This window comes from Nonomuraea sp. NPDC023979 (assembly GCF_040639085.1).
GTDB lineage: Bacteria > Actinomycetota > Actinomycetes > Streptosporangiales > Streptosporangiaceae > Nonomuraea > Nonomuraea ceibae.
Genome location: NZ_JBEZZG010000006.1, coordinates 143,367 through 169,282, shown reverse-complemented (window position 1 = coordinate 169,282; position 25,916 = coordinate 143,367). Strand labels below are relative to the sequence as shown.

At 72.5% G+C, this 25,916-nt stretch carries 25 protein-coding genes; 11 read left to right on the top strand and 14 right to left on the bottom strand.

What is annotated here, in order from left to right:
* Positions 1-5 precede the first annotated feature (5 nt).
* The 4 genes from AB0G11_RS14365 to AB0G11_RS14350 form a co-directional block, all read right to left on the bottom strand.
* Positions 6-1,457, bottom strand: coding sequence for an extracellular solute-binding protein (locus AB0G11_RS14365; RefSeq protein WP_219500263.1), 1,452 nt, complete (start codon positions 1,455-1,457; stop codon positions 6-8).
* A gap of 49 nt (positions 1,458-1,506) precedes the next feature.
* Positions 1,507-2,331 carry a carbohydrate ABC transporter permease gene (locus AB0G11_RS14360; protein ID WP_219500261.1) on the bottom strand — a complete coding sequence of 275 codons (825 nt, stop codon included), beginning with the start codon at positions 2,329-2,331 and terminating at the stop codon, positions 1,507-1,509.
* Positions 2,328-3,218 carry a sugar ABC transporter permease gene (locus tag AB0G11_RS14355; RefSeq protein ID WP_308125605.1) on the bottom strand — a complete coding sequence of 297 codons (891 nt, stop codon included), beginning with the start codon at positions 3,216-3,218 and terminating at the stop codon, positions 2,328-2,330. Before AB0G11_RS14355 ends, AB0G11_RS14360 begins: the two co-directional genes overlap by 4 nt.
* 170 nt (positions 3,219-3,388) lie before the next feature.
* Positions 3,389-6,526: a glycoside hydrolase family 78 protein gene (locus AB0G11_RS14350; protein WP_357586188.1), complete on the bottom strand. Its 3,138-nt coding sequence runs from the start codon at positions 6,524-6,526 to the stop codon at positions 3,389-3,391.
* Between the two features lie 182 nt (positions 6,527-6,708).
* Here AB0G11_RS14350 and AB0G11_RS14345 point away from each other — a divergent pair, with 182 nt between their 5' ends.
* Entirely contained in the window at positions 6,709-7,743 is a 1,035-nt protein-coding gene (locus AB0G11_RS14345) for a LacI family DNA-binding transcriptional regulator (protein WP_308125604.1), read from the top strand.
* Between the two features lie 92 nt (positions 7,744-7,835).
* The gene (locus tag AB0G11_RS14340) at positions 7,836-9,377 is read left to right on the top strand and encodes a DUF5722 domain-containing protein (protein ID WP_357586186.1); all 1,542 of its coding nucleotides are present in this window, start codon (positions 7,836-7,838) and stop codon (positions 9,375-9,377) included.
* Here the strand turns inward: AB0G11_RS14340 and AB0G11_RS14335 are convergent.
* Positions 9,362-9,865, bottom strand: coding sequence for a class I SAM-dependent methyltransferase (locus AB0G11_RS14335; RefSeq protein WP_357586184.1), 504 nt, complete (start codon positions 9,863-9,865; stop codon positions 9,362-9,364). The genes AB0G11_RS14340 and AB0G11_RS14335 overlap by 16 nt on opposite strands.
* A 65-nt stretch (positions 9,866-9,930) precedes the next feature.
* Between AB0G11_RS14335 and proS the strand changes: the two genes are divergently transcribed.
* From proS to AB0G11_RS14320, 3 genes are all read left to right on the top strand, one after another.
* Positions 9,931-11,364, top strand: coding sequence for a proline--tRNA ligase (proS, locus tag AB0G11_RS14330; protein ID WP_357586182.1), 1,434 nt, complete (start codon positions 9,931-9,933; stop codon positions 11,362-11,364).
* Positions 11,365-11,440: 76 nt separating this feature from the next.
* A complete protein-coding gene (locus tag AB0G11_RS14325; protein WP_219500254.1) occupies positions 11,441-12,115 on the top strand; it encodes a TetR/AcrR family transcriptional regulator in 675 nt (224 codons plus the stop codon).
* The gene (locus tag AB0G11_RS14320; RefSeq protein ID WP_357586180.1) at positions 12,112-12,993 is read left to right on the top strand and encodes an alpha/beta fold hydrolase; all 882 of its coding nucleotides are present in this window, start codon (positions 12,112-12,114) and stop codon (positions 12,991-12,993) included. The genes AB0G11_RS14325 and AB0G11_RS14320 overlap by 4 nt, the downstream gene beginning before the upstream one ends.
* Here the strand turns inward: AB0G11_RS14320 and AB0G11_RS14315 are convergent.
* On the bottom strand, positions 12,947-13,219 hold the full coding sequence (locus tag AB0G11_RS14315) for a hypothetical protein (protein WP_219500250.1): 273 nt from the start codon (positions 13,217-13,219) through the stop codon (positions 12,947-12,949). The two genes, AB0G11_RS14320 and AB0G11_RS14315, sit on opposite strands and share 47 nt — an antisense overlap.
* Before the next feature lie 175 nt (positions 13,220-13,394).
* On the opposite strand from AB0G11_RS14315, the gene AB0G11_RS14310 reads away from it, so the two are divergent.
* On the top strand, positions 13,395-14,429 hold the full coding sequence (locus tag AB0G11_RS14310) for an iron-containing alcohol dehydrogenase family protein (RefSeq protein WP_219500385.1): 1,035 nt from the start codon (positions 13,395-13,397) through the stop codon (positions 14,427-14,429).
* 7 nt (positions 14,430-14,436) lie between these two features.
* Here the strand turns inward: AB0G11_RS14310 and AB0G11_RS14305 are convergent, their stop codons facing one another.
* Genes AB0G11_RS14305 through AB0G11_RS14290 form a run of 4 tightly spaced genes read right to left on the bottom strand, consistent with a single transcriptional unit; the run spans position 14,437 to position 18,682 of the window.
* Positions 14,437-15,204, bottom strand: coding sequence for an amino acid ABC transporter ATP-binding protein (locus tag AB0G11_RS14305; RefSeq protein WP_357586317.1), 768 nt, complete (start codon positions 15,202-15,204; stop codon positions 14,437-14,439).
* A 29-nt stretch (positions 15,205-15,233) separates the two neighbouring features.
* Positions 15,234-16,142 carry an amino acid ABC transporter permease gene (locus AB0G11_RS14300; protein ID WP_357586178.1) on the bottom strand — a complete coding sequence of 303 codons (909 nt, stop codon included), beginning with the start codon at positions 16,140-16,142 and terminating at the stop codon, positions 15,234-15,236.
* A gap of 1 nt (position 16,143) precedes the next feature.
* Positions 16,144-17,097, bottom strand: coding sequence for an ABC transporter substrate-binding protein (locus tag AB0G11_RS14295; protein WP_357586176.1), 954 nt, complete (start codon positions 17,095-17,097; stop codon positions 16,144-16,146).
* Positions 17,098-17,113: 16 nt separating this feature from the next.
* Positions 17,114-18,682, bottom strand: a complete 1,569-nt coding sequence (locus tag AB0G11_RS14290; protein ID WP_219500246.1) for an amidohydrolase — start codon at positions 18,680-18,682, stop codon at positions 17,114-17,116.
* 112 nt (positions 18,683-18,794) lie between these two features.
* Here AB0G11_RS14290 and AB0G11_RS14285 point away from each other — a divergent pair, with 112 nt between their 5' ends.
* The gene (locus AB0G11_RS14285) at positions 18,795-19,670 is read left to right on the top strand and encodes a LysR family transcriptional regulator (RefSeq protein ID WP_219500244.1); all 876 of its coding nucleotides are present in this window, start codon (positions 18,795-18,797) and stop codon (positions 19,668-19,670) included.
* A gap of 39 nt (positions 19,671-19,709) precedes the next feature.
* Positions 19,710-20,885, top strand: a complete 1,176-nt coding sequence (locus tag AB0G11_RS14280; protein WP_357586174.1) for an amidase — start codon at positions 19,710-19,712, stop codon at positions 20,883-20,885.
* Between the two features lie 12 nt (positions 20,886-20,897).
* On the opposite strand, the gene AB0G11_RS14275 is transcribed toward AB0G11_RS14280, so the two are convergent.
* Positions 20,898-21,926, bottom strand: coding sequence for an AsnC family transcriptional regulator (locus AB0G11_RS14275; protein WP_357586172.1), 1,029 nt, complete (start codon positions 21,924-21,926; stop codon positions 20,898-20,900).
* Positions 21,927-22,035: 109 nt separating this feature from the next.
* Here AB0G11_RS14275 and AB0G11_RS14270 point away from each other — a divergent pair, with 109 nt between their 5' ends.
* From AB0G11_RS14270 to AB0G11_RS14260, 3 genes are read left to right on the top strand one after another with little or no spacing between them, the layout of a single operon-like run.
* Complete coding sequence (locus AB0G11_RS14270) at positions 22,036-22,779, top strand: amino acid racemase (RefSeq protein WP_357586170.1); 744 nt, start codon at positions 22,036-22,038, stop codon at positions 22,777-22,779.
* Between the two features lie 35 nt (positions 22,780-22,814).
* A complete protein-coding gene (locus AB0G11_RS14265; protein ID WP_357586168.1) occupies positions 22,815-24,020 on the top strand; it encodes an MFS transporter in 1,206 nt (401 codons plus the stop codon).
* A gap of 36 nt (positions 24,021-24,056) precedes the next feature.
* The gene (locus tag AB0G11_RS14260; protein WP_357586166.1) at positions 24,057-24,425 is read left to right on the top strand and encodes a MerR family transcriptional regulator; all 369 of its coding nucleotides are present in this window, start codon (positions 24,057-24,059) and stop codon (positions 24,423-24,425) included.
* Here the strand turns inward: AB0G11_RS14260 and AB0G11_RS14255 are convergent.
* The 3 genes from AB0G11_RS14255 to AB0G11_RS14245 are packed head-to-tail and all read right to left on the bottom strand — an operon-like array spanning position 24,415 to position 25,820.
* On the bottom strand, positions 24,415-24,837 hold the full coding sequence (locus AB0G11_RS14255; RefSeq protein ID WP_357586164.1) for a VOC family protein: 423 nt from the start codon (positions 24,835-24,837) through the stop codon (positions 24,415-24,417). The two genes, AB0G11_RS14260 and AB0G11_RS14255, sit on opposite strands and share 11 nt — an antisense overlap.
* A 3-nt stretch (positions 24,838-24,840) precedes the next feature.
* A complete protein-coding gene (locus AB0G11_RS14250; protein WP_357586162.1) occupies positions 24,841-25,254 on the bottom strand; it encodes an AraC family transcriptional regulator in 414 nt (137 codons plus the stop codon).
* 20 nt (positions 25,255-25,274) lie between these two features.
* Positions 25,275-25,820: a dihydrofolate reductase family protein gene (locus tag AB0G11_RS14245; protein ID WP_357586160.1), complete on the bottom strand. Its 546-nt coding sequence runs from the start codon at positions 25,818-25,820 to the stop codon at positions 25,275-25,277.
* Between the last annotated feature and the right edge of the window lie 96 nt (positions 25,821-25,916).

Below are 25,916 nucleotides of genomic sequence, written 5' to 3'. Positions count from 1 at the left end.
TCCTCCTATTTCGCCCAGTCCTCGTCGCCCCAGGCGTTCTTCTTGATGCCGGCCTCGACGCCGCGGTCCCACCACTTCGCCAGGTCGTCCAGCTCCTCCTCCAGCGACCGCTCGCCGAGCAGGTAGCCGTCGAACACGTCGCGGAACGAGGTCCCCTCGGGCCCGCCGGGCAGCCCGGTGACCCGGAACGTCTTGCCCCACTCGCCCTCCAGCAGCCCGGCGGTCTCGGGCGACGGCTCGACGCCCTCGATCGCGGGCAGGCCGCCGGTCGCGTCCAGCCACGGCTTGATCGCCGGGGAGCTCATGTACTGCAGGAACTTGACCGCCGCCGCGTACTTCTCGCCCTTGACCGTCGACGGGATCATGTAGCTGGTGCCGCCGATCGAGGCGCCGTAGCGGGCCGGGGCGTCGCTCGACAGCGGCGTGGTGGCCTTGGTGATGGTCGGGAACGGCATCGTGGCCAGCGGGAACTTCGCGTCCGCCTTCAGCGCCTCGACGGCGAAGTCGGTGCCCCACGACATGGCCGCCTTGCCGGCCACGAAGTCGCGGTAGCCGACTGTCGCGCCGCCGTCGGCCACGCCCGTCCAGTTGGGCGTGCCGCAGTCGAAGAACTCCTTGTAGAGCTTGAGCGCCTCGGCGACCTCGGGCGTCTTCGTGCTGAGCGTGCCCTCCTTGATCGCCTTGCTGAGCGACTTCTCCGTCACCAGGGGCGCGACGGTGGCCTTGCCGGGCTTGCCGGTGGCGTCGAAGAAGTTCCACTCGTCGTGGTACTTGTCGACGAGCTGGGTGCTGATCGACTCCCAGGTCCAGCCCACGGCCATGCCGCCCTTGTCGAGCGCGACCGGGTCGTAGCCGGCGTCCTTCAGCTTCTTGCAGGCGCTCCTGAAGTCCTCCCAGGTGGCCGGCGGCCCGTCGAGGCCGGCCTTGGCGAAGGCGTCCTTGTTGTAGAACAGGCCGATCGCGACCAGGTTGAACGGGATGTACTCCAGCTTCCCGCTCTCCTTGCTGAGCGCCTTGGCGACGCCGGGGCCGAAGTAGTCCTTCTTGAACACGTCGAGCCAGCGCTGGTTGCCCGGCACGTACGGGTTGGGCTTCTGGAGCTCGGCGTCGAGGGCGTGCACCTCGTGCGCCTTGTGCGGCGGCTGGTTGAAGACGAGTTCGGGCGCGGTTCCGGCGGCGAGCTGGGTGGTGATCGTCTGGGAGAAGCCGTCGAGGGGCAGCACCTGGGTCCTGACCTCGATGCCGGGCTCGCGCTTCTCGAAGGAGTCGACGATCGCCTCCCAGGCGGGGCCGAAGGTGCTGCCGCTGGAGTTCCACTGGTTGGGGCCGGCCAGGGTGATCGTGACCTTGCCGTCGGCGCCGGTCGCGCCCTTGTCGCCGGTGCCCAGCAGGCCGCAGCCTGTCAGGGCGAGCAGCATGGCGGCGCCCGCCAGCCCGCTCTTGGGGGGTGTTCTCATGAGAGCTGGGTCCTTTCGTGGTTGATACGTTTCAAACAACCGCATGACCTCACTTGCCGGAGACGATGCCGCCCTGGATGCCGGCCAGGAACCACTTCGACAGGAACGTGAACAGCGCCAGCAGCGGCAGGCTGGCCAGCACGTATCCGGCGAACAGCGGCCCCCACTGCTGCACGTTCTGGTTGGCGAAGAACGCCAGGCCGGCCGGGATCGTCCGGAACTCGTCGGTCTGCACGGTGAGCAGCGGCCAGAAGTAGTCGTTCCACACGCCCAGCACGGTCATCAGCGCCACCGTGCCGATCACCGGCCGGGCCAGCGGCAGCATGAAGGCCAGGAACAGGCGGACGCCGCCGGCCCCGTCCACCCGCGCCGCCTCGAAGATCTCCTCCGGGATCTGCGCCATGTAGGTGCGCATGATGACGATCCCGAACACCGTGTTGCCGGTGACGTGCGGAATGATCAGCACCAGCCGGCTGTCCAGGATGCCCAGGTCGCGCATCAGCACGAACAGCGGGATCAGGCTGGTGATCGACGGCACCATGAGCAGCGCCGCGATCAGCCCGAACAGCGCGCCGCGCCCCGGGAAGCGGTAGCGGGCGAAGACGAACGCGGCGGCAGGGGCCAGCACCAGCGTGCCCGCGATGGCCAGCCCCGCCACCACGAACGAGGTGAACAGGTACGGGCTGACCTGCTCCCAGGCCACCGCGTAGTTGTCCAGGTGGACCGGCCAGGCCGGCGACCAGTAGCTGGCGAAGAACTGCTCGTTGTCCTTGACCGAGGCGGCCAGCATGAACAGGTACGGGAACAGCCCGGCGAAGGCGAGCACCGACAGCGCCGCGCCCGCCACCAGGTTGGTCCTGCGCGTGCGGCTCACGCTCCCGCCTTCCTGCCGAGAACCAGCGAGACCAGGCTCACGCCGAGCGTCAGCGCGAACAGCACGGTGCCGAGCGTGGCGGCGTAGCCCCAGCTCGTGTCCAGGAAGGCGGCGTCGAGCATGCGCAGCACCGGCACCTGGGTGGCGTTGTCGGGGCCGCCCTTGGTCATGATGTGCGCCTGCATGCCGTACTGGAGCACCGAGATCACCGCCAGCACGAACAGCAGCTTGACGTCGCGCAGCATCATCGGCAGGTCGATGCTCCAGAAGCGGCGCAGCCGCCCGGCCCCGTCGACCTCGGCGGCCTGGTAGATCTCCGCGGGCACGTTCTGCAGGGCCGACAGGAAGACCAGGAACGGCAGGCTCGCCACCCAGGGGAAGCCGATCGTCATCAGCGCGACCAGCGCGGTGTCGGGGTCGCCGATCCAGTTGGCGGCCACCCCGTCCAGTCCCACCGCGCGCAGCAGGCTGTTGATGACGCCGTCGCGCGGGTCGTACATGAACTGCCACAGCAGCACGTTGACCACCGCGGGGAAGGCGAGCGGGAGGATGAGCAGCGTGCGGAAGACGAAGCGCAGCCGCTCGCTCGACAGCGACATCACCAGCTCGGCGGCCAGCAGCGGGAACACCCACATGAGCGTGACGGCCCAGACGAAGATGACGCCGATGTTGCGGAACGAGGCCCACCACAGGTCGTCGCCGAGCATCGTGAGGTAGTTCTCGAAACCGACGAAGGGCGACTCGAAGCCCGGCCGCCACTCGAAGAGCGAGTGGACCATGCCGTTCAGCGCGGGGTAGTACGCGAACGCCGCGAGCAGGGCGAACGTGGGGAGGAGAACAAGATAGACGCCCCACGGGAGCCGGCGGCGCGCCTTTGTGCTGGTCACGATGGAACTGCCTCTCACCTTGCCGTGTCCTGCGTTGATTTGAACGTTTCAGACACGTTTCGAGTCTCGCGATCCCCTCTATTTGTGTCAATAGCCTGGGATAACGGTTTGTTCACCGTGGCTGCCTCAAACCCGACATTTCGGGATGTACGGGCGGCCACGGTGAAACGTTAAAACGTCCGGAACGCGTACGTGCCGGAGCCCACCCGGAAGACCGACCCGCCCTCGTCACCGGGCCGGTCGAACAGCACGCCCGGCGACTCCGCCACGGGCGCCCCGCCCTCGCTCACCCGCTCGGGCGACGCCGGCACGTGCACCTCGCCGCGCGTGCCGGGCGGCAGCACCACGTCCAGCGCGAAGCCGTCGTCCCCCTGCCGCCAGGCGACCTCCACCCGGCCGTGCCGGGTGCGGTGCGCGGTGCGCGCCCACGTGATGCCGCCGCCGGGGCGCGGGCGCACCACGACGTCGGCGTAGCCGGGCGATCCGGCGGCCAGCCCTCCGACCGTCCGGTACATCCAGTCGCCGACGGCCCCGTACGCGTAGTGGTTGAAGGAGTTCATGCCCGGGTCCTGCAACCCCCGGTGGTGGCTCCAGGAGTCCCAGCGCTCCCACATCGTCGTCGCGTCGCCGTGCACGACCGAGTAGAGCCACGACGGGAACGTGTCCTGCGTCAGCAGCCGGTACGCCACGTCCAGCCGCCCGGTCGAGGTGAGCGCGTCCAGCAGGAACGGCGTGCCGAGAAAGCCCGTCGACAGGTGGCCGCCGCGCGCCTCGATGTCGCGGGCCAGCCGCGCGGCGGCCCTGGGCAGCTCGTGCTCCTCCAGCAGCCCGGCCGTGATGGCCAGCACGTACGCGGTCTGCGTCCCGCTCGCCACCACGCCGGGCCCCTCGACGAAGGCCGCGCGGAACGCCTGCCGGACGCGCCCGTACAGCTCCAGGCAGGCCCGCTCGTCCTCGTCCCGGCCGAGCGCGGCGGCGAGCCCGGCGAGCTGCCGCGCCGACAGCGCGAAGATCGCGGTGCCGACGAGCCGCTTGGGCGTCTCGGCGCCGATCGACAGCCAGTCGCCGAACCCCTCCTCGGGGAAGACGCCGCTGTCGGAGCGCTGCTCCAGGTACGCCAGCCAGCGCAGCATCGGCTCGAAGCAGGCGGCGACCACCCCGGCGTCACCGCGCAGCCGGTGCAACGCCCACGGCAGCATCACCAGCGCGTCGCCCCAGCCGGGCGAGCCCGCCTCCTTGGCGTTGGGCGACAGCCCGCGCCCCGACAGCACGTCGGGCGCCACGTGCGTGACCGCGCCGTCGTCGGCCTGCGCGTCGACCACGTCGGCCAGCCAGCTCCGCAGGAAGGCGGCGGCGTCGTAGTTGAACAGCGCGGTGGGCGCGAACGCCCAGATGTCGCCGGTCCAGCCCAGCCGCTCGTCACGCTGCGGGCAGTCGGTGGGGACGGCCACGAAGTTGCCCCGCTGCCCCCACACGATGTTGCGCTGCAGCTTGTCCAGCCGCTCGTCGGAGCAGACGAACTCGCCCGCGGGCTCCATCGCGGCGTGGGCCACCCGGGCGGTGAGCTCCGCCGGGGCCTCGCGCAGCCCCGACACCTCGACGTAGCGGAAGCCGTGGAAGGTGAAGCGCGGCTCGAACGTCTCCGCCCCGTCGCCGCGCGGCAGGAACTCGTCCGTCGCCCGCGCCGAGCGCAGGTTGGCCAGGTGCAGCCCGCCCTCGTGGTCGAGCACCTCGGCGTGGCGCAGCACCACCGGCCGGTCGCGCCCGGCGCGGCCGGTCAGCCGGACCCAGCCGACCAGGTTCTGCCCGAAGTCGGCGATCCACACGCCCGGCCGCCGCTCCCACACGGCCACGGGCTCCAGCTCCTCGTGCACCCGGATCGGCGGCGCGACGGCGGCGGTCAGGCGGCCCGAGGGCGGGCTCACCGGCACCGCCGGCGCCCAGCCGGAGTCGTCGAACCCGGCCGCCGTCCAGCCGAGCGGCTCGGCGGCCAGGTCCTGCCGCTCGCCGTTCTGCAGGTCGGCGTAGCGGATCGCGCCCGACCCGGCCCGCCAGTCGCGATCGGTGCACAGCCGCGTCACGCTGCCGTCGTCGTGCAGGATCTCCAGCTCGGCGCGGAAGGCGAGCCGCCTGCCGTACTGGAAGGACCCGAACCAGCTGATGTGGCCCGCGTACCAGCCGTCGGCCAGGACCGCGCCGATCGCGTTGCGCCCCTCCGACACCAGCGCCGTCACGTCGTAGGTCTGGTATGTGACGCGGTGGCGGTAGTCGGTCCAGCCGGGGGCCAGGTGGTCGGCGCCGACCCGGGTGCCGTTCAGGTGCATCTCGTAGACGCCGAGCGCGGTGGCGTACAGCCTGGCCCGGCGCACCGGCGACGGCACGCCGAACTCGCGGCGCAGGTAGGGGCTGGGCCGGTCGCCGATCGGCTCGCGGCCGTGCGGCGGGTCGCCGTGCAGGCCCACCTCCTCGGCCAGCGACCACCCGGAGTCGTCGTAGCCCGGCTGCTCGAACCCGTCGCCGGGCTCGTCGCTCGCCCGCCACCGGCCGCCGGACGTGACGGTCACCGCGCTCTCCCCGGCCACCGGCACGAGCTGCGGCAGCACCGGCCGGCCCTCGACCACGACCTCCAGCCGCACGCACAGCCCGGACCCGTCAGCCCTGATCGCGAGCACGTTCTCGCCCGGGGCGACCAGGTCCCCGGCCTCGGCCACGAACGCGCCGTCACGCGTCTCCCCCGCGACCGGCTCGCCGTTCAGGTACGCCTCGACCGCCGTGCCGCCGCCGATCACCAGCGACGCCGACAGCGGCCTGGCCCCGCCCGGCACGGTGAACCGGGTCCGGAACGCCCCGCTCTCCGACGGCGACGGGCCGAGCGGCCCGGCCACCCAGACGCGCGGCACGTTCTCCAGCGACGGCAGGCGCTCCGAGCCGGGCACGGAGGGTGTGCCGATCCAGCCGGCCGTCCAGCCGCCGGCGTCGCCCAGCCCGGTCTCGAACCAGTGCGCCGGGCTCCACGCCGACCACGCGCCGCTCTCGTCGGCCACCCTGACCCGCCAGTGGTAGCGGGTCCGCGGCCGCAGCTCCGTCCCGCCGTACGGGATGTCGTACGTCGCGGCCGAGGTCACGTCGCCGCTGTCCCAGACCAGCTCGGCCCCGTCGTCCACCGGGTCGCCCTCGCGCGCCACGATCAGCCGGTACGCGCTCTGCGCCCGCCCGCGGCCGGGGCCGGTGAGCCGCCAGGAGAAGCCGGGCGCGCGCACGTCCAGGCCCAGGGGCTCGCTCAGCCCTTCCACCCGTGGATCGGTCACGGCGAGATGCATTGGACTCCCAAGCTAGTTGAAACATTTCAATATCTGCGCACCGTAAACAGCCCGAGGTCTCCGCGTCAATCCCCGCTCCCCCAGGCCCAGCCCGACGGTGCGGTCGGCTGAAACATTTCAACAGGTAGACTGGACGCTTCCAGCCAGGTGACCAGAAGGGCTTTCCCCCGGTGACCGACATCCACAGGCCGGCCGAGCGCCGCCGGCTCAGCATGGTCGACGTCGCGGCCCACGCCGGCGTGTCCGTGGGCACGGTCTCCAACGTGCTCAACCGGCCCGAGCTGGTCGCCGAGCCGACGCTGCGCCGGGTGCGCGCCTCCATCAAGGCGCTCGGCTTCGTGCCCAGCGCGCCCGCCCGGCAGTTGCGCGGCGGCTCCGGCCGCTCGGTGGGCGTCATGGTGCGCGACATCGGCAACCCGTTCTTCTCCGAGGTGCTGCCCGGCATCGAGACCAGGCTGTCGCAGGAGCAGCTCCTGCTCGTGCTGTGCAGCTCCGGCGACTCGATCGAGAAGGAAGCCCACTACCTGCAGATCCTGGAGCAGCACCGGGTGCCCGGCATCCTCATCACGCCCGCCGGGCAGGACATCTCCCACCTGGTCGAGCTGCGCCGGCGCGGCATCGGCATGGTGCTGCTCGACCGGCCGGGCGCCGACTCCCAGCTGTGCGCGGTGGCGGTCGACAACGTCCGGGGCGGCGAGCTGGCCGGCGCGCACCTGCTGTCGCTCGGCCACCGGCGCATCGCGTTCCTCAACGGGCCGCCGATCGTGCGGCAGTGCGCCGACCGCAGGGAAGGGCTGGTCAAGGCGGTGCGCGCGGCCGGGCTCGACCCCGACGAGGTGATCACCGAGATCACGCTGCCCGCGCTCACCCCGCGTGAGGGTGAGGCCGCGCTGGAGCGGCTGCCGGCGCGCGGCGGGCCGACGGCGCTGTTCTGCGTCAACGACACGGTGGCGCTGGGCGCGCTGCGCGGGCTGGAGCGGCGCGGCGTCTCGGTGCCGCACGACATGGCGGTCATGGGCTACGACGACGTGGAGTTCGCGGCCTTGCTGTCGCCTGCGCTGACCTCGGTGCGCCAGCCGAAGCACCAGCTCGGCCAGGCCGCCGCCGAGCTGCTGCTGACCGACGCGCGGGGCGACTCGGGCCACTGGCACCAGGAGATCGTCTTCCAGCCGGAGCTCATGGTCAGGGCGTCGACGAGCGGCTAGACACGTTTCAAAGCCGATTCCCGCAGGAAAACGGGTCTTGCCGGGCTGCCTTCTGGGCGTCATTGTTGAGACGTTTAAATCCAGGAGGTCCCATGCGTTGGCTCGTCGCCTTCCTCTTACTCCTCGTCGCCGCCGTCCCCGCTGACGCCACAGCCGCGTTGCCGTACCCGACCCGCTCCGACTACCGCATCAAGGGCCTCCAGCCGGACTTCTGGCCCGACAAGAACGAAATATCCGGCAACAACGCCGGCGGCGTCGCCATGAACCTCGTCTGGTCCGACTGGGAGCCCACCGTCAGGACCCCGCCGTGCGCCACGGGCGCCCAGGAGTTCGGCGGACGCTGCTACACCGTCAACGCCGCCGTCGACTCCGCCGTCAAGGACTGGACCGCCCGCGGCCTCGTCGTCACCGCCGTCGTCTACGGCACCCCCGCCTGGGCGCGGCAGGGCCGCACCTGCACCCCGCACGCCCCCGGCTTCGAGAAGTTCTGCGTGCCGAACGACCCCGCCGAGTACGGCCGCTTCGCCGGCATGCTCGCCCAGCGCTACGACGGGCAGCACGGCAACGGCCGCATCGCCGACTTCGTCGTCATGAACGAGGTCAACAGCAACATCTGGTTCGACATCGGCTGCGGCCAGGGCACGCCCTGCGACACCACCGCCTGGCTCGACGCGATCGCCGCCACGTACAACGCCGCCTACGACGCCGTCATGGCCCAGCAGCCCACCGCCAAGGTCCTCACCTCGCTCGACCACTACTTCGGCACCGCCTACGACCGGCCCGCCGCGCACGAGGCCATGCTGTCGGGCATGACCGTGCTCAAGGGCCTGGCCGCCCGGGCGGGCAACCGGGCCTGGCGCGTCGCCTACCACCCGTACCCGCCGAACCTGCTGGCGCCGCAGTTCTCCGCCGACGACTTCCCCCGCGTCACCTACGGCAACATCGGCGTGCTCGTGGGCTGGCTGCGGCAGCAGTTCCCCGGCACGCCCTCGGCCTGGCAGGTGCAGCTCACCGAGAGCGGCGTCAACTCCCTGTCGCCCTCGTCGGAGGCCGCCCAGGCCACGCAGCTCTGCAACAGCTTCCGCAACGTCCTCGGCACCCCGGGCATCGAGAGCTACATCTGGCACCGCATGACCGACCACCCGGACGAGACGGCCGCCGGCCTCGGCGTGGGCCTGCGCCGTACCGACGGCTCGGCCAAGCCCGCCTGGGCGACCTGGGCGCTGGCCAACCGCGCCGACCTGTCGCCGCCCCGGCTGTCGTGCGGGTTCGAGCTGCTGCCGCACACCCAGCTCCGGCGCGGCTACGACCCGGCCAAGGGGCACGTGGCCACCTCCCGGCTGCTGCCGCCCGGCTTCACCCAGGAGCGCGTGTGGAAGCTGCTGCGCAACCAGGCGGCCGGCACCGTGCCGCTGTACGAGTGCAAGGTCGCCGCGCACACCATGCTCACCCGTGACCCGGGCTGCGAGGGCCAGTTCGCGATGGGGCCGGTCGGCCACATCCACACGAGCCAGGTGCCCGGCTCCGTCGCCCTGCACCGGTGCCGTTCGGCGGGCGGCGACCACCTCGTCACCGACCAGGCCGGCTGCGAGGGTCTCGTCCACGAACAGGTGCTGGGCTACGCGCTGACCTGACCCTCGGGCCGGGCGCGCACGCACAGCAGGGTGTCGCCGCCGGTCAGCACCTCGGTGGCGAACCCGTCCAGCCGCAGCCGCCCCAGCAGGTCGTCGCGCCTGGCCGCGCCGGGCGGCTCGTAGAACAGGAAGAGCGTGCCGCCCGGCGCCAGGGCCCGGCGGATCACGTCCAGCTCGCGGGCGGGGACGCCGGTCCAGAACACGTTGACGTTGACCGCGAAGACCTTGCCGAACGCGCCTTCCGGCAGGTCGGCGTCGGCCAGCGCCGCGGTCCGCAGGATCGCCCGCCCGGCGGCGACGTGGTGGGCGTTGCGCTGCCGGGCGGCCTCGATCATCGTGGCCGAGCGGTCGATCGCGGTGACCGTGGCTCCGGCGTCGCAGGCCAGCTCGACCGCCACGCCACGGCCGCAGCCGATCTCCAGGATCCGTTCGCCCGCCTGGACGTCGAGCGTGTCGACGGCCCAGGCCAGCCGTTCCGGCACCGCCATGCGGGCACCCTAGCAGCGGGCCGGAACGCCGAAAATCCCTGGACAGCGCCCGATATCCTCTGTGGATGGGACGTGATGAACGCGGTGTGACACCTCAGAGCGAGGACTTCTCTGCCTGGTACAACGAGCTGGTCGCCAAGGCCCAGCTGGTGGACCGGGGGCCGGCGAAGGGCACCATGGTCATCCGACCGTATGGCTACCGGCTGTGGGAGCTGCTCCAGGGAGAGCTGGACCGGCGGATCAAGGACACCGGTCACGAGAACGCGTACTTCCCGCTGCTGATCCCGGAGAGCTACCTGCAGCGCGAGGCCCAGCACGTCGAGGGCTTCTCGCCGGAGCTCGCGGTCGTCACCCACGCGGGCGGCAAGGAGCTGGAGGAGCCGCTGATCGTGCGGCCGACCTCCGAGACGATCATCGGCGAGATGATGGCCAAGTGGATCTCCTCCCACCGCGACCTGCCGCTGCTGCTCAACCAGTGGGCCAACGTGGTGCGCTGGGAGATGCGGCCCCGGATGTTCCTGCGCACCACGGAGTTCCTCTGGCAGGAGGGCCACACGGCGCACGCCGACCGGGACGACGCGATGCGCGAGACGATGCTGGCCCTCGACCTCTACGCCGAGGTGGCGCGCGACATCGCGGCGCTGCCGGTGGTGCCGGGCGAGAAGACCGCCGGGGAGCGGTTCGCGGGCGCGGAACGCACGTTCACCATCGAGGCCATGATGCGCGACGGCAAGGCGCTCCAGGCGGGCACCTCCCACTACATGGGGACGAACTTCGCCGAGGCGTTCGACATCCGCTACACCGCCGAGACGGGCAGGCAGGAGACCTGCCACACGACGTCCTGGGGCATGTCGACCCGGATGATCGGCGGCGTGATCATGACGCACGGCGACGACAAGGGCCTGGTGCTGCCGCCCCGGCTCGCGCCGCACCAGGTGGTGATCGTGCCGATCGGCCGGGGCGACGAGGTGCCGGCCGCGGCCCGCGACCTCGCCGGGCGGCTACGGGCGGCCGGGGTGCGGGTGCACGTCGACGACCGCGCCCACCTGTCGCCGGGTTACCGGTTCAACGACTGGGAGCTGCGCGGGGTGCCGGTCCGGCTGGAGCTCGGGCCGCGTGACCTGGAGTCCGGCACGGTGGTCATGGTCAAGCGGCTCGGCGACGAGGGCAAGCAGCCGATCCCTCTCGACTCGGCCGCCGAGGTGCTGCCGGGGGTGCTGGACGACTTCCAGGCGTTCCTGCTGCGTCGGGCCACCGAGTTCCGCGACGCCCACACGCGGGCGGCCGGCGACTGGGGCTCGTTCACCGATGCCGTCGCCTCGGGCTGGGCGCTGGCCCCGCACTGCGGCGAGCCCGCCTGTGAGGACGACATCAAGGCCGAGACCGGCGCGACGCCCCGGTGCGTCCCGCTCGACGGGGCCGCCGAGAGCGGCGTCTGCGTGCGCTGCGGCCGGCCCGCCGCCTACGGCAAGCGGGTGATCTTCGGCCGCTCCTACTGACCGGGCCGGCCTCCCGGGATCGGCGGTAGTGACCAGAACTGCTAGTGTGGTCACTACCTCGATCCCGGGAGGCCGCATGCCACGCCCCACGATCCCCGACCGCGCCGCGGTGATCCTCGACCACGCCCGCGCCGTGATCCTGGAGAAGGGCTACCCGCGCGCCACCATCGCCGACATCGCCCGGCGCGCCGGCATCGGCAAGGGCGCCGTCTACCTCGACTTCCCCTCCAAGGAGGCGCTGCTCGACGCCGTGCTGGCGCGCTCCATGCGGGAGCTGGCCGCCGCCGTGCGCGGGCGCGTCGAGCGTCACGACGGCCCCGTCACGCTGTCCCAGCTGTACGGCATCAGCATGGACGCGCTGCTGGCCGACGAGCTCATGCTCGCCTTCTACCTGGCCGACACGGCCGTCCTCGGCGACTACGTACGCGACAAGGGCCCCGAACGGTACGGGCCGCGCCTCGACTGGCTGACCGGCTACGCGAGCGACCTGCGCGAGGCCGGGCTGCTGCGCGGCGACGTCGACCCCGACGCGGCCTCGCTGGTGATGTCCGTCTTCTCCGTCGGCCTGATCAACGCCGCCCCCGTGCTGGGCGACCTGCCCCGCGAGCGGCTCGCGCGGGCCGTACGCGAGATGAGTGCGCTGATCAGCGCCGGCTGGGAGCTCGACCCGGCCGGGGCCGACGCGGCGGCGGTGCGCCGGGCGCACGACACCCTGCTCGACCGGCTCGACGCCCAGATGGGAGCACCATGACCACCTCCACCACCGTGCTGCGACTCGACGGCGGCCCGCTCAGCGTGCACCGGAGCGGAGACCCGGCCGCCCCGCCCGTGGTCCTGCTGCACGGCGCGATGCTGGACGTCGCCCCGCTCATCTGGCGTCACCTGATCCCCGCCCTGGCGGGCACCCGGCACGTGATCGCCCCCGACCTGCCCCGGCACGGCGGCTCACGCCCCTGGACCGGCACCCTGGACCAGCAGCGGCTGGAAGGCGTGCTCGACGACATGCTCGACCGGCTCGGCGTCGCCCGGGCCCCGTTCGTCGGCCTGTCGATGGGCGGCGGCCTCGCGACCGGCTACGCGCTCACCCGCCCCGAACGGGTCAGCGCGCTCGTCGCGGTCAACCCGGGCGCGCTGGACGACGTGCGCCCCTGGCAGTTCGTCACCTGGCTCGCGCTGCGCTCCCGGCCCGCGCTGCGCTGGACCATGAAGTGGCTGGCCTCCTCCGCCTACCTGCGGCGTTCCATGGTCGACGCGCTCACCGAAGGGGAGCGTACGCGCGACTTCGCGGAGGTGATGGCGATGACCGAGGCCGAGGCGCGCGCCCGCGCCGCGCACGGCGAGGCCGCCCTGGACGACTGGCAGATCACCGCGTACGGGCCGCGCCGCATGCGGCTGAACCACCTGCCGCACCTGCACCGGCTCGCGGTGCCGTCGCTGTGGGTGCACGGCGAGCACGACACCGCCGTGAACGAGGCCGTCGTCCGCCGCGCCGCCTCGCTCGCCCCCGGCGGCCGCTACGCCGTCGTGCCCGGCGCGGGCCACCTGGCCCCGCTGGACCGGCCCGACGAGGTCAACGCCCTGGTCATGGGCCTGCTGGACGAAGTTCAGCCGGTTCGTCGGCGAAAGTGATCACGATGTAGCGGCCGTTGGCGTAGCTGACCACGGGCCGCCCCAGCCTCTCGCCCGCCTGCCGCGCGACCGCCTGGAACAGCTCCACCATCTCGGGCGTGTCGGCGCTCACCCGGAACCGCCCGTGGGTGGTGAGGTGCTCGACGACCAGCGGCACGAAGCCCGCCTCACTCCGGGCCCTTTCGTCCGTGGTGAGCGGGGTGCGGCGGAACGCGGGCTGCGTCATCACTGGTCTCCTTACGACGGCCGCCTCCCAGAATGCCACCCCGCCGACCACGCCCACCGCATGAACCGGGCGGAATCGTCCTTTCGTCCGGTGCAGCGGGGCGGGACCTCCGGCCTATGATCGGCCGGACACCCGGCCACCGACGACAAGGACACCCATGCCCCTGCTGGCCCGCATGCTCGCCGCACCCCTGTTCATCGACGTACGGGCCGGCGCGGTCGCCGGTCTGGGCACGCTGCTGTCCGATCTGCAGATCGCCCGCAGCGGCCGGGTGGCCGTCGCCGTCGGCCCAAGCCAGGGCGACGCCATCCGCGACGAGCTGCGCATCGACGGCGCCGAGGTGCTCCGCATCCCCGACGGCAGCCTGGCCTCGGCCGTCGAGCTCGGGCAGCGGCTGCGCTCCGGCCAGTTCGAGGCGATCGCGGGCATCGGCGGCGGCAAGACGATCGACGTGGCCAAGTTCGCCGCGCACATGGCGGGCATCCCGATGGTCGCAGTGACCACGAGCCTGGGCCACGACGGCATCGCCTCACCCGTCAGCACGCTGCGCCACGAATCGGGCACCGGCTCCTACGGGGTCGTCATGCCGACGGCCGTCCTGGTGGACCTCGACCGCGTCCGGTCCGCCCCGGCCGCGCTGTCCACGGCCGGGATCGGCGACGTGATCAGCGACCTGTCGGCGGTGGCCGACTGGGAGCTGGCCGCGGCCGAGGCAGGCGAGCAGATCGACGGCCTGGCGGTGGCGATGGCCAGGTCGGCGGCCCTGGTGGTGCTGCACCAGCCGGGCCCGGCGCGCGGCGACGAGTTCCTCACCGTGCTGGCCGAGTCGCTGATCATGTCGGGCATGTCGATGGCCGTGGCCGGGTCCAGCCGCCCGGCCAGCGGCGGCGATCACGAGATCATGCACGCCGTCAACGAGCTCTTCCCCGGCACGGCCAGCCACGGCGAGCTCGCCGGAGTGGGCGCGCTGTTCTGCACGTTCCTGCGCGGCGACGACGCCAAGGCCGAGCTCATCTCCGCGTGCCTGCGCCGCCACGGCCTCCCGCGCACGCCCGCCGACCTCGGCCTGTCGGACGCCGACTTCGCCAAGGCCGTGGCGTACGCGCCGCGCACCCGTCCGGGCCGCTACACCATCCTCGAGCACCTCGACCTCTCCGAGCCCCAGCTCACCGACCGCGTGAGCGCCTACGTCAAGACCTTCACGGCCTGACCACTCCTCAGGCGTCCGATCGGAGGGCCGCTTCCGGGGCGCCGGGGCCGCGGACGCTGGACAGGAACGCCCTGGTCCGTTCGTGGGCCGGGTTGGCCAGGAGCTCGGCGGGGCGGCCCTGCTCGACGACGACGCCGTCGGCGAAGAAGGTGAGCCGGTCGCCGACCTCGCGGGCGAAGGCGATCTCGTGGGTGACGACGACCATGGTCATCCCGTCGGCGGCCAGGTCGCGCATGACCTCCAGGACCTCGTCGACCAGTTCGGGGTCCAGCGCCGAGGTGGGCTCGTCGAAGAGCATCAGGGCGGGGCTCATGGCGAGCGCCCTGGCAATGGCGACCCGCTGCTGCTGGCCGCCGGAGAGCTGGTGCGGCCGCTTGTGCGCGTGGTCGGCGAGGCCGACCCGGTCGAGGAGTTCGAGCGCCAGCTTGCCGGCCTGGTCCTTGGGGGTGCCGAGGACGTGGACGGGCCCGCAGGCGACGTTCTCCTGCGCGCTGTGGTGGGCGAACAGGTTGAAGCGCTGGAACACCATGCCGATGTTCTTGCGGAAGGCCGCGTACTCCTTGGGCGACCAGGGGTGGTAGCGGCCGTCGCGGAGGGTGTGGCCGACCTCCTCGCCGAGCACGCGCAGGCTGCCGCCGAGCACCGGTTCGAGGCCGTTGATGCAGCGCAGGAACGTGGACTTGCCGGAGCCGGACGGGCCGATGACGCAGCTGACCTCGCCGGCGGCGACCTCGAAGTCGACGCCGTTGAGCACCTGGACGTCGCCGTAGCTCATGCGCACGCCCGTGGCGCGCACGACGGGGCTCACGCGGGCACCTTGGGCAGGACCTTGGCGGCGACGCCGCCGCGGCGGACGAGCCGGACGGCGTCGGAGCCGAAGCGGCGTTCCAGCCGGCCCTGCAGGAAGGTGGCGACGGTGGTCAGGAGCAGGTACCAGAGGCTGGCCACGATGAGCAGCTCCATGATCATGTTGTTGGTCTTGTAGATCTGGCTCGCGTTGGTCATCAGGTCGTGCCCGGCGACGACGTACACGAGTGAGGTGGTCTTCAGCATGGAGATGAACTCGTTGCCCGTCGGCGGGATGATGATGCGCAGCGCCTGGGGCAGCACGATCACCCGCATGCGCTTGGCCGGGGTCATGCCGAGCGCGTAGGCGGCCTCGCTCTGGCCGGTGTCGACCGCCTGGATGCCGGCGCGCACGGTTTCGGCGAAGTAGGCGGCCAGGTTGAGCCCGAGTCCCAGCATGGCGGCGGTGAACCCGGTCATCACCTGGTTGGTGTCCCACATGAGGCCGATCGAGGTGAACGGGATCTTGATGATGAGGGCCGGGAACAGGAAGGCCAGGTTGTACCAGAAGATGAGCTGGACCAGCACGGGCGTGCCGCGGAAGAACCAGATGTAGAGCGTCGCCAGCCGGCTCAGCACCGGGTTGTGCGCCAGCCGCATGATCGCGATGACCACGCCGAGCACCAGGCCGAGGATCGTGGCCAGGACGGACAGTTCGACGGTGACCCAGACGCCGGCCAGGATCCGCTCGTTGAACAGGTACGTGGCCACCGCGCTCCAGTCGAGGCGCGGGTTGACGACGATGAGGAAGAGCAGCCAGCCGAAGATCGCCAGGGCGGCCACGGCGGACAGGACGCGGCCCCAGTGACGGGTGCGGGCGACGGGGATCATGGCCCCCGACTGGCCGGCGATCGGTTCGGTGCGCACGCTACTTCCCGCCGTTGACGACGGCCGACTCGACGGCGAGCTTGTCGAGGTTCCAGGCGGCGAGGATCTTGCCGTACTCGCCGCTCTTGATCAGGGAGTCGAGCGCGCCCTTGACCGATTCGATGAGGGCGGTGTTGTCGGGCTTCATCCCGATTCCCCACGGGCTTTCGGTGCCTTCGAGCGCGATGGCTTCGACCTCGACCTTGGGGTCGGCGGCCTTGTAGGCGGCCACGACGTAGTCGGTGATGGTCGCCTGGGCGCGGCCGTTGATGACCTGGAGCATCGCCTCGGTGTCGCCGGGGAACTTGAGGATGTTCAGCGCCTGCTTGCCGCCGGACTTGCAGTCGGCGTCGTACTTCTCGGCGAGCTCCAGGGACGAGCCGTTGTCGACGACGGAGACGGTCTTGCCGCACAGGTCGGCGGGGGTGCTGACGCCGGCCGGATTGCCCTTCTTGACGAGCAGGCCGGAGCCGGCCTTCACGTAGTCGACGAAGGTGATCTTCGCCTGGCGTTCGGCGTTGTCGGTCATGGAGGAGATCACGAAGTCGTAGCGGCCGGTCAGCACGCCGGGGATCTGGGAGTTGAACTCCTCGTCCGTGAGCGTGTACTTGACGCCGAGCTTCCTGGCGATGGCCCTGGCCAGCGCGGGGTCGAAGCCGATGGCCGTCTTGCCGTCGCTCGCCCACAGCTCCATGGGCGGGTAGCCGATGGAGGAGACGACCTTCAGCCCCTCGGCCTTGACGTCCGCGGGGACCTTGGCCGCGAGCTCCTTGTCCGGGGTGATGGCGTTGATGACGCCGGCCGCCTTCTCCTCGGCGGGGGCCTGGTCGAGGACCACCTCCGCCGCGGGCTCCGCGTCGCCACCGGCGGCGGCGTCGAGGGACTGGGCGCCGCAGGCGGCGGTGGCGGCCAGCAGGGCGCCGCTGACGAGGAGGGTGGGGATACGGGTGTTCACGGGGGGTGGCTCTCCTTCAGGCTCGCTGCCAGCGGACTTCGCCGCCGACCACGGTGGTCATGACCTTGGTGCGCAGCACCGCGTCTGGCGACTCCTGGTAGGGGTCGGTGTCCACCGCGATGAAGTCGGCGAGCATGCCGGGGACGAGGAGGCCCTTGCGGTCCTGCTCGCCTGCCGCGTAGGCCGCGCCGAGGGTGTGCGCGGTGATCGCTTCGGCCATGCTCAGCCGCTGTTCCGGCTGCCAGCCGCCGACGGGGGTGCCGTCCTGGCGGGTACGGGTCACCGCGGCGTACAGCGCGGCGAACGGATCGGGGTGCTCGACGGGGGCGTCGGAGCCGAAGGCCAGCGCGACGCCGGCGTTCAGCATGCCGCGCCAGGCGTAGGAGGCCAGGTCGTGCCCGGCGAGCAGCGAGTCGACGAGGTCGATGTCGCTGGTGCAGTGGACGGGCTGCATGGAGGCGACGACGCCGAGCCTGGCCATCCTGGTCAGGTCGGCCGGGCGCAGGTGCTGGGCGTGCTCGATGCGGTGGCGCAGCCCGGGGGTGCGGCCGATGGCCTCGTAGGCGTCCAGCACGAGGTGGTTGGCCTGGTCGCCGATGGCGTGCGTGGCGATCGCGACGCCGGCGTCCGCCGCGGTCCTGAACAGCTTGACGAGGTCGTCGTACGGGGTGACCGCGATGCCGACGTTGTCCGAGTCGCCGGCGAACGCCTCGCTCATGTGGCAGGTGTGCGAGCCGAGCGCGCCGTCGCTGAAGATCTTGACCGGCCCGGTGCGGATCCAGTCGTCGCCCTGGCCGGTGCGGCGTCCTTCGGCGATGGCCGCTTCCAGGTGGACGGTCGGGATCGCCTTGTGCACGCGGATCTTGAGCTGGCCGGCGTCGCGCAGCCGCAGGTAGGCGTCGCGGCAGTCCTCGCCGTCGATGTCGTGCACGCTGGTGAGGCCGAGGGAGAGCAGTTCGTCCTGGGCGCGGCGCAGCTTGTCGCTCAGGTCGTCGGAGACCATGAGGGCGCGCAGCGGGTAGGAGGCGGACTCGCGCAGGATGCCGGTGGGCTCGCCGTTCGCGTCCCTGACGATCTCGCCGCCGACGGGGTCGGGGGTGGTGGCGTCGATGCCGGCCAGGCGCAGGGCGGCGGAGTTGGCCCACACGGTGTGGCCGTCGATGTTCGGCAGCGCGATCGGCAGGTCGCCGCTGACGGAGTCGAGCGCGTACCGGTCGGGCTGGGCCGGGGGGTTCCAGGTGTTGCTGTTCCACCGGCCGCCGAACAGCCAGGCGCCGGGGCGCAACCTGGCGACGTGCGCGCCGATCAGGGTGAGCGCGTCGGCCAGGGAGCGGACGTCGCGCAGGTCGATGGCGTCGAGGCTGTGGGCGTACTGGGCGGTGTGGATGTGGGCGTCGTAGAGGCCGGGCAGGACGGCGGCGCCGTCCAGGTCGACGAGTTCGGCGCCGTGGCCCGCGGCCTCGCGGACCTCGGCCTCGGTGCCGACGGCCACGAGGTGCTCGCCGTCCACGGCCATGGCCTGGGCCGGCGGGCGGCCGTCCGCCCCGGTGTGGATGGCGGCGTTGCGGTACACACGGATGCTCAAAGTGACTCTCAAGGGTGCTGGAGTGACGGTGAGCATCACTGTAGGAGTAGCTAAAAGAACGCGGAAGCGCTATAAACACGGCATTTAGCAACCCTGAGAGCAAGGAACGCTAATGCTGAAGCCGGAACACCTTCGCACTCTGCGTGAGGTCATCCAGTTGGGCTCCTTCGCCGCGGCGGCGAATCGGCTCGGCTACACCTCCTCGGCCGTCTCCCAGCAGATGGCCGCGCTGGAGAAGAAGATCGGCGTGCGGCTGTTCGAGCGCTCGGCGCACAGCGTGCTGCCGACCGACGCGGCGGAGGTGCTGGCCAGGCACGCCGAGACGGTCCTGGTCGACATCGAGCGCATGATCGCCTCCGTCCAGGCCGTGCACCGGGGCAGCGAGCGGCAGATCCGGCTCGGCGTGTTCCCGAGCTTCGCCGACCGGCTGGCCGAGGTGCTGGGGCAGCTGGAGCAGGCGGACCTGGCCGGGGTGCGGATCTCGGTCGCCGAGCCGTCGCAGCTCATCCCGCACCTGGGCGCGGGCGGCGAGATGGACGCGGCGATCGTCTACCAGGTGGGCAACTCGGGGCTGTCGTGGCCGTCGGCGCTGAGCAGGCGGTGGATCGCCGAGGACCGCTACCGGCTGGTGCTGCCCGCGAGCTGGCCCGACCTGTCGCCGTACCGGGCCGAGCAGCTCGTCGACCTGCCGTGGATCGTGCACCACCCGGGCAGCAGCGACGCCTCGTTCTTCGACGGCGTGTTCTCCCGCTGGGACCTGCACCCCCGGGTGGCCTGCCACTCCGACGACTTCAAGATCACGCTGTCGCTGATCGAGGCCGGGGTGGGCGCGGCGTTCGTCGCCGACCTGGCGCTGGCCCGGCACGGCCCCGGCGTCGTCGTCGCCGACGTGCCCTGGCTGAACACCAGCCGCAGCATCTTCGCCCTGGTCAGGCCGGACCGCGAGACCGCCAGGCTGCGGGCGCTCCTGGACGCCCTGGAGGTCTGAGCGCTATCAATTCCGCACAGCACCTTCGACAGGAGATCCATGGAACGCGCGGCGGCGATCGCCACTTCGGCCGAGGCCATCAGACGGCACGGTGACCACAACATCCTCATCGAGGCCGGCCCGGCCCCCGTGATCGACAGGCTGGCCACGCTCCCCGCCCGGCCGCCCGGCGGGCCGCTCGACGGCTGGACGTTCGTGGCCAAGGACATGATCGACGTGGCCGGCCTCCCCACCACCAGGGGCTCGATCCTGTACGGCGCCGAGGAGGCGCTGACGACCGCGCCGTGCGTCGAGGTGCTGGAGTCGGCCGGTGCGCTGCTGGTGGGCAAGGCCAACCAGCACGAGTTCGCCTGGGGTGTGACCAGCGAGAACCCGCACTGGGGCGACGTGCGCAACCCGCGCCACCCGCACCTGTCCCCCGGCGGCTCCAGCGGCGGCACCGCGGCGGCGCTGGCGGCCGGCATCGCCAGGTTCGGCCTCGGCACCGACACCGGCGGCTCGGTGCGGATGCCGGCGGCCTGCTGCGGCGTGGTCGGGCTGCGGCCCCGCGCGGGCTCGGTGCCGGGCGCGGGCGTCGCACCGCTGGCGCCGATGTTCGACGTGGTCGGCCCGATGGCCGCCTCGGTCGCCGACCTCGCCCGGGTGTGGGAGGTGCTGTCCGGCGCCCCCGTCGCCCCGCTCTCCTCCCTGGCCGGGTGGACGGTCGGCGTCGCCGAGGGCTGCGCGCAGGCCGCCGCCTTCGCCGCGCTCGGCGCCGGACTCCGCGAGGTCGCGCTGCCGTACGACATCCTCGCGCCCTACTGGACGATCGTCGGCGCGCAGGCGCGGCGCACGCACGAGGCCACCTACCCGAGGAACGCCGGTCACTACAGCGACGGCGTGCGCCGCAAGCTCGACGACGCCGGCCGGATCGGCCGCGACCGTTACGCGGCGGCCGTCGAGGCGCTGGGCGCCGCGCGGGCCGGGTTCGCCGACCGGACGACCGGGCTGGACCTGCTGATCATGCCCACGCTCGGCGGCCCCGCGCCCCGGGCGGGCTGCGACGAGGCCGCCGTCCGGGGCGAGGCCGGCCGGATCACCGCTGTGGTGTCCGCGCTCGGGCTGCCCGCGCTGGCGATCGGCGACCTGCAGTTGGTCGCCTGGTCCGAGGAGGCGGTGCTGCGTGCCGGGCTGGCCTGGGAGTCGCTGGGCGAGCCGATACCGCCGCCCCGCTGACCGCCCCACCCGTCAAGGGTGCGGCGCCAGGCTCCACGGATCGACGGGCACGACCCCGGTACAGCGTCCCGCCGGGTCGAGCAGCCTGCCGTACAACTTGGTCTGGCGCAGCACGACCTGCCGGTCGGCGACGGTCACGTACGGGAACTTCCGCTCCAGGCGCATCACCAGCGGGTGCAGGTCGGTGACGGCGTGCAAACCGACGGTGAGCAGCATGTTGCTGGTCCCGGCCAGGGCGGCGCAGGTGCGGGTCTCCGGCCAGCCGAGCAGCGCCGTGCCGGTCTCCTCCAGCAGCCGGTCGGGCAGGCGCAGCCACAGCACGGCGGAGGAGTGCCAGCCGGCGTGCGAGCGGGCCAGGTCGCAGCGGAAGTCGATGTCCTCGGTGGCGACGAGCCTGGAGAGCCTGCGCTGCACGGTCCGCTCGGAGGTGCCGACGGTCGCGGCCAGCTCGGCGTAGCCGGCCCGGCCGTCGGCCAGCAGGGCGTGGAAGAGCTGCCGGTCGATCCCGTCCATCCGCCGGGTGGACTCGGGCGGCCCGCTCCGCCTGGCCAGCCCGGCCGCCGCGCCCTGCGGCAGCACCCGCAGCCGCCAGCGGCACGACGCCTCGAACACGCGCGTCGCCAGGTGGGTGCGCACCTTGGCGACGCCGGGCACCCGGGGCAGGTCGGTGAGCAGGTAGTCGGCCAGCGCCGGCATCGAGGCCGCCGCGGCGATCACGAACAGGTCGTGCCCGGCGGCGACGTGCTGCACGGTGATCAGGTGCCTGGCCTCGGCCAGCGTCGCCGCGACCTCGACGGCCGCGCCCGCCGCGCAGTCGATCTCCAGGAACGCCATGCTCATCTCGTGCATCTGCCGTTTGCCGAGCGCGACGGTGGTCCACGCCTCGCCCGAGCCGGTCAGCCGCTGCCAGCGCCGCGCCGCCGTGGCCGGGTCCGAGCCGGTGGCCTGGCCGATGTCCACCCAGCTCGCCCGGGGGTTGATCTGGAGGGCGTCGATGAGCTCCAGCTCGGCCTCGGACAGCGGTCTGCCGGATTCCTGCACCGAGCCTCCCTGGATGACCGATTGCAGCATTTTTCGCGAAAAGTCACCTTATCCGGCGATCCTGTTGCCCGCGGCTGTCCCACCGGCCGCGAAGGAGAGGACGCATCCCGTGACCCGGTCGCACCACCGGCCGGCCCGTCCGCCGCGCCTGGTCGGCGTCCTGGGCGGCATGGGCCCCGCCGCCACCGCCGACTTCTACGGCAAGCTCGTCGAGGAGACCCCCGCCCACGGCGACCAGAGCCACGTGCCGGTCGTCATCTGGGGCGACCCGCGCGTCCCCGACCGCTCGCTGAGCCTGCTCGGCCTCGGCGAGGACCCGACCCCGCAGCTCCGGCAGGGCATCCAGGCGCTCAGCCGCGCCGGGTGCGAGGTGCTGGCCGTGCCGTGCAACACCGCGCACGCCTTCGTCCCCCGCCTCGCCGACGAGGCCGGCCTCGAGCTCGTCAGCATCGTCGAGGTCACCGCCGACGCCCTCGCCGCCGACGACGTCACCGCCGCCGGGCTGCTCGCCACCGCCGGCACCCTGCACTCCGGCCTGTACGCGCACGCGCTGCGCGGCCGGGGCGTCGCACCTCTCGAACCGTCAGGCGACGAGCAGGAGCGCGTGTCGGCGGCGATCGCCGCGGTCAAGGCCGGCGCCGTCACCCCGACGCACCGGCACGCCCTGGCCGAGGTCGCCCGCGCACTCGCCGATCGCGGCGCCGAACGGGTGGTCGCGGCCTGCACCGAGATCGTCCTCGCCCTGGACAGCCGCCGGGTGCCCGTCCCCGTCCTGGATCCGGCCCGCCTCCTGGCCCGCCGCGTCGCCGCCGTCTCCCTGGGTCTCCCGGACCGGTTCCCCCAGCGGGCTTGACCTTGACGCCGGGGTCAACGTTCTAGCGTCCCGGCATGACTGCTCCCACCCCAGCAGCCCGCCTCCGGTCCACCACGGGACACGGCCGCTCCCCCGCGTGGCTGCTCTGCCTGGCGCTGCTGACGTTCGTCATCGGCACCGACGACTTCGTCATCGCCGGCGTGCTCGGCGAGATCGCCGCCGACCTCCGGGTGACCGAATCGGCGGCCGGCCAGCTCGTCACGGCGTTCTCCCTGGCCTACGCCGCCGCCGCGCCCCTGGCCGCCGTGGCGACCGCGCGGCTGCCCCGCCGGGCCGTCATGATCTGCGGGATGCCGGTCTTCGCCGCGCTGAACGCCCTGGCCGCGCTCGCTCCCACGTACACCGCCCTGATGGTCTGCCGGGTCCTGGCCGCGGTCACCGCCTCCATGATCACCCCGGCCGCGTTCGCGACCGCCGCCGTCCTGGCCCCGCCTGGGCGGGCGGGCCGGTTCATGGGGACCGTGGCGACCGGGCTGACCCTGTCGCTGCTCGCGGGCGTCCCGCTCGGCACCTGGCTGGGCGGCCTGTCCGGCTGGCGCTCGACCATGCTGTTCGTCGCGGCCCTGGCGCTGGTGACGGCCGCCGGCCTGGGGCTGTTCATGCCCGCCCTGGACAAGGCGCCGCCCCTCACACTCGGGCGGCGGCTGGCCCCGCTGGCGAGCCGTCCCGTGCTCGTCTCGCTCGCCGCCATGGTGCCCGGCGCAGCCGGCGGGCTGATGACGTTCGTCTACATCGACCCCATCGCGCACGCTCTGTCCGGGGTGACCACGTACGGGCTCGCGCTGCTCATCGCGGTGATCGGCGTCGCGGGGATGGCCGGGGCGTGGCTCGGCGGCCGGGGCGCCGACCGGCTGGGCCCCGAGCGCACGATCTTCCTGGCTCTCGCGGTGCAGAGCGCGGGCACACTGACGCTGACCGCGCTGGCGTGGCTGTGGCCCGGCCGGACGCCGGCGCTGCTGCTCGCCCTGGTGCTGGCCTGCTGGCAGATCGGCGGCTGGGCGTTCAACGCCCCCAGCCAGGCGCGGCTGCTGCGCATCGCCGGCCCTTCCGGCACGGAGGCCCTGGCGCTGAACACCAGCGCCATGTACGCCGGCATCGCCGTCGCGGGCTCGGCCGGCGGGCTGGCGCTGGCCGCCGGAGGCGCGGCGGGGGTGCTGCTGGCCGGTTCCGGATTCACGCTGCTCGGCCTGGCCATGTTCGCGCTGGCCTGCCGCCGCTAGCCTGCACAGGAAAGGCCGACGACCGTGGGAGCAACCGTGCGCATCGGAGAGCTGGCCCGCCGGACCGGGACGACCACCCGCGCCCTGCGCTACTACGAGCAGCAGGGCCTGCTCACCGCCGTCCGGGGCGGCAACGGCTACCGCGAGTACGACCCGTCCGCCGAGACCCTGGTGCGCAACATCCGCACGCTGCTGGCCGCCGGGCTCACCTCGGACGACATCCGGCAGATCAGCGGCTGCCTTACCGTGGACCTGGCGGGCGAGCCCCCGTGCGACGCGGCCGTCAAGCTGTACGAGCAGCGCCTGCGGGCCGTCGAGGAACGCATGGACACCCTCGCCGACCTGCGCTCCCGCCTCCAGGCCGAGCTCCGGGCGCTGCGGTCCGGCCCCGGCCTCAGCGCGTGACGAACGTCTGCACGAGCCGGAAGCGGTGACCGAACGGGTCGCGGAACATGGCGTCGATCCCGTACGGCCGCTCCTCCGGCTCCTCGACGAACTCGACCCCGGCGCCGCTGAGCTGCTCGTACGCGCCCCGGCAGTCGTCGGTCTCCAGGTGGAACCCGCCCGCCGTCCCCTTGGCCACCAGCTCCAGCACCTGGTCACCGGTGCCGTCGTCGACGACCGGGGGCCGGGGGACGTTCAGGATGAACGACACCTCCGGCTGCCCGGGCGGCCCCACGGTGAGCCAGCGGTATCCGTTCATCTCGGGCATCGAGACGTCCTCGCGGACCTCCATGCCGAGCTTGCCGACATAGAAGTCCAGCGCCTCGTCCTGATCGGGCACCCACAGGTTGGCGTGCGTGAGCCGCAGCCGCATCGCTCAGGCACTCCCCTCGGCGCGCACCGGCCGACCCCACGCCCGCAGCACACAGGCCGGGACGCGCGCCCGGTGCGCGGCCGGTGCGAACCTCGCCCGGTAGGCCGTCGGCGACAGGCCGAACGTCCGCCCGAAACTCGTGGTGAACGCGCCGACGCTGAGCAGGCCCACCTGCCCGCAGATGTCGCTGACCGTCCGGCCGGTGGTCAGCAGCAGCGCCGCGGCGCGCTCCATCCGGCGGGTCAGCAGATACTGGTGCGGCGTCTCCCCGAAGGCCCGCCGGAACTCACGGCTGAAATGCGCCTTCGACATGTACGCGGCCCGCGCCACCTCGGCCACGTCCAGCGGCTCGGCGTAGCGGCTGTCCATCAGGTCCTTGGCGCGTAGCAGGCGCCTGTGCTCCGGAACCGTCCCCATGCGGCCAGTATCGCGAACCGCTATGCGGCCGTGTAGGTGAGCGCCACGACCCCCGTGGCGAACGTCCGGCAGTCGAGGAGCTTGAGCGGCAGCTCGCCGAACCCCTGGTCGAACAGCCGCCGCCCGCTGCCGACGACGACGGGGTTGACCAGGAGGCCCAGCTCGTCGACCAGCCCGGCCCGCAGCAGCGACCTGACGAGGGTCGGGCTGCCGGTGGTGAGGATGTCCGGCCCGTCGCCCCGCCTGAGCGCGGCCACCTCGGCCACGGCGTCACCCTTGATGAGCGTGGAGTTCTCCCACTCGGCCGCCTCCAGGGTGGTGGAGGCGACGAGCTTGGGCGTCTTGTTCATGGCGTCGGCCATCGGATTGCCGGCCTGCGTCTGGTGCGGCCAGAACGCCGCGAACTGCTCGTAGGTGTGGCGGCCCAGCAGCATGGCGCCGACCCCGGCGCGCCGCCTGGCGAGCTCGGCGCCGATCTCGCCGTCGAAATAGGGGCCCTGCCATTTCTCCGGCGACTCCACGACGCCGTCCAGGGAAATGAAAAGACCGCAGATCATCTTGCGCATGGTTTCTCCAGGGAAAGGCCTCGTACCGGCTCGGGAACGAGGCTTCCACCGGGCTCAGCAGCACGTCAACGGCGCTGCCTTCTCGAAACCTGCTGT